Below are 3,857 nucleotides of genomic sequence, written 5' to 3' on the forward strand. Positions count from 1 at the left end.
CACGCCCGCCGGCCGCCGGCTGCTCGACCAGGCGCATGCCGGCTGGAAGGCCGCGCAGAAGAAGGCGCGGTCGCTGCTCGGCGCCAAGACCGCCGACGCGATCGGCCGCGCGAAGGTTCCGTCGCTCGACGAGTAGACCGGCGGCGCGCCGCGGCTCGCGGGGCTGCCACGCGAGCGGGCCGTGTCCGCACGCGGACCCCCGCCGATGGTTCCGTCGAGCCGTCCGCTCCGCCGTGCGGCGGCGGCCGGTGTCTGGTGAACGCGGCGGCGGTCGCCGCACGTCACGCACATCGCCGGCCACCCAAAATCGTTGCCACGTGCCACCGCCTGTGGTAATCGCCGGTGCGTCGTTGGCCCCGGGTCGGGACGCAGTCGATGAGCGGTTAGCAGGAACACGACACGTCGTCTCGCACGCGGCCGCGAGCGGTGGCCATAGCGGCCGCGAAATTCCGCGGCGTCGCGCCGTGGACGCAACCCGGCGGTCGCGTCGCCGATACCTGGGTCCGGACGACGGTATTCGCGAGCAGGAGCGAGGCTATGGCATTTCGAACGTGGTTTGCGTCAGCGGTCGCCGCCGCGGTCGCTGTGTCCGGGTGTGGGGTCGAGCCGCCCCCGGAAGGACACGGCACGATCGAGGGCACGGTATGGATGGGCAGCCCACTTCAGGGCGCGACCGTCCGCGTCATCCAGTGGGACCAGGACGGCAACGCCATCGAGCAGAAGGGCGAGCCAGCCATCACCGACGACACCGGCGCGTTCTCGGTGACCCACGGCAATGCCGGCGGAATCGTGCTCATCGAAGTGAGCGGCCCGGCGACGTACGAGGAGCCGTTTACGGGATCGCCCATCGTCGTAGACAACGAGGTCGTGCTTCGCGGCGCCGTGTGGAACCTCGGCACCGGCGAGAGCCGCAGCGGTATCGTGATCTCTCCCGTCACGACGCTGGCCGTGGCGCAGGCCGAGGCCAAGTATGCCGCGGGCGGCGGTGGCTTCGAAACCATCTCGGACGCCGTCGCGAAGTCGTACGATCACCTCGGCGCGCACTTCGGCGGCATCGCGCTCGATACGACCCTCCCTGTGAACCTTCGGCTCACCGAGCGGCGCGACACCAACGCCGAGGTCCGCTACGCGCTGAGTTTGATGGGGCTGTCGTACGTCGCGTCGACCATCGCGGCCGACGCCGGACTGACCGAAAACGCGTCGAACCTCGCGGTCCTCACCGGGCTGCTGTCCGACGACCTGTCCGACGCCCGCGCGCTGTTCGACGGCAGCGGACCGAATGGAGCCATCTCGCTCGGCGCGTGTGACAGCTATTGTGCGCTCGACGCCAACACGGTGCGGTCCGGGGTCGGCCTGGGAATCCAGGCGTTCATCGCGTCGACGGACAACCGGACTCAGCTCGAACTCGGCGACGTGGCGCTGCTCATCCAGAGCATCACGAAGAACGAAGATCCATACCTGTTTCCGGCCGACCAGGATCCCGACGAGGTGGACGAGACGCCGCCGATGATCGTCTTCGAGCCGCCGACGCCGGCAAACGCCGCCGTCGTCGCGGGCCTGATCGAGATCCGGGCGCGCGCCGCGGACGACTTCACGCGCGAGCCACCGCTGGCGATCACCGCACCCGGCTGGTTGGCCGACGAGGACGGGGACCCCGAAAACGAGGTCATCTTGGCCCACTTCGACGTGGCGAACCTGCCCGCGGAGCAGCGGACGGTGGTGGTGACGCTCAGCGCGAAAGACGCCGCGGGGAACGTCGGGACGGCGACCCGGCGGTTCACGATCGACCGAGGGCCGCCGCTGGTCGAGATTACCCGGCCGCAAAGCGGCGGCGTCTACCGCGGGTCGATCCCGGTCGAGGCCGTGGCGATCGACGGGAACCTGGCGTCCTTCGCGATCGAAGAGCCGGCCGGACTCGTCGACGACGACGCCGGGCTCGACAGGATCCTCGCGTCGTATTCGCCGGGCGCGCGGCCGGACGGTCCCATCGTCTTCCGCGTGCGCGCCGTCGACGAGGCGGGCTTCGAGAGCACCGCCGAGGTCACGGTGCTGCTCGACCGGACGCCGCCGGACGTCGCGGTGACGGCGCCGGCCGGAGGCACCTGGACGGCGACGCCGACGGTCACGGTCCGCGCGACCGCGACGGACGCGCTGGCGGGCGTCGCCGGCGTGTCCGTGGAAACCGGCGGCGTGACCTACCCGGCGTCGCTGGTCGACGGCGCATGGGAGGCGACGGTGCCGCTGTCGGCCGATGCCTGCGGCACCCCGGGGTGGAGCGGCGCCAACGTGCTCCGGGTGAGGGCGTGGGACGCGGCCGGGAACGTGAGCCCGGACGCGAGGGTGACGGTCCACTACGACAACTGCGATCCGACGATCGTCGTGTCCAATGGGGGCGCGGCCGCTGCGGTGCCCGACGAGCGGGACCTGGTGGTACGGTTTCCGGGCGCCGCGGGGGGCGACTTCACGCCGCGGTTTTCGGGACCGGGGAGCCGCGGTGCGAGGATGGAGTACGACCTGAGCGGCACGGCGCCGGGGCCGAGCGTGTACAAGTACACGATGCGCCACGACGGGGTCAACCCGGTGACGTGGCACCTGTGGGCGCAGGACAATCGCGGGGTCGCGCGGGTGGAGTACCGGCTTCGGCGCCCGGGCGAGGGCAGTTTCGGGCCGTGGACGACCAGCGGCGTGTTGACGCCGTCGGACGCGGGGGTGAGCCATCGGATCGTGTTGACCCGGGACAACGCGCCCGGGATCGACACGATGGACGGCGAGTGGCAGATGGCCCTTCGCGTCACCGACATGACTGGTCGCACGTACGAGCCGCCGCACCCGGTGCGGTGGCGAAACCGGCTCATTGGCGGCCCGGTGTACGTCCAGGCGGTGTCGGCTAGCGAGCCGCTGCCGTCGTCGGTGTACGCGTGGCCGTCCGGGTATGGTCCCCGGAGGAACAACCTGAGCGTCCCGTACGGCACGGGCAAGCGGCTGGTGGTCCAGCGCTACCGAATCATCAACGGCACCGGTTACGACACGATGGTGTCGGTGCAGCCGAAGGTGACCGCGGTGATCCGGCGGACGTTTCACCGGCGGAACGTGATGAGCGCGCGCGATCCGCTCTCCGCTCGGGGGCCGAACTGTTCGTCGAATGCGTTTTCGCCGGCGTCGACCGGGGGCGCCTGCCTCGCGGCGGTGCCGCCCACGACGAGCGTCGCGCCCGCGCCGTTGACGTGGGACGAGAGCCGGTTCATCCGGGGGGTGGACGCGCGCCGCGTGCGGTATGCGCCGGGGTACCCGGCCGACGGGGCCGCGGTGACGGCGTGCAGCGGGCCGGGATGCGACCCCTACCAGTGGGTGGTTCCGGGCGAGGCGATTGGAGGCGGGCCGGGCGTGCTCGACGTGATCGTGTGGACCAACGACTGGACGTTTTTGTGGTACGAGCAGCTGGGCGGGACGCCGGCGGACCGGACGGTGCAAAAGCAGGTGGCTCCGACGGGCACATGGCGGGTGTTCGGGACGACCACGAGTTGGGGCTCGGCCTACAGCGAGACCGTGTGCGACGACATGCACAGGCCGCCGTGCACGACGTTGGACTTCATCGCCCGCCACCTGTGGGTCAAGTATCTGTACTCGGTGTCGGTGGTGGCGAATGACGGGGAGCTCGCCGGAGACGACGACTTCGACCGGGTGGAGTTCGCGGTCCAGGCGGGGCCGGACTCGGTGCGGTTCTATGCGCCGGAGACGTCAATTCAGCCGGCTCACTGGGTGGAGGGCGTGGTGGCGCCGATGCCGGTGGGCTTCGTGTACGCTCCGGCGGCGGAGAACGAGGGGATTCCGTAGCACTGCGGAACCGAGGAGAAAGG

1 protein-coding gene is annotated in these 3,857 nt (G+C 70.8%); it reads left to right on the forward strand.

Going from position 1 to position 3,857, the window contains the following annotated elements; all coding sequences use genetic code 11:
• Positions 1 to 537 precede the first annotated feature (537 nt).
• Positions 538 to 3,834: a hypothetical protein gene (locus tag D6689_18135; GenBank protein RMH38938.1), complete on the forward strand. Its 3,297-nt coding sequence runs from the start codon at positions 538 to 540 to the stop codon at positions 3,832 to 3,834.
• The last annotated feature ends 23 nt before the right edge of the window (positions 3,835 to 3,857 follow it).

Source organism: Deltaproteobacteria bacterium (genome assembly GCA_003696105.1).
In the GTDB taxonomy this organism is placed as follows: domain Bacteria; phylum Myxococcota_A; class Polyangia; order Haliangiales; family J016; genus J016.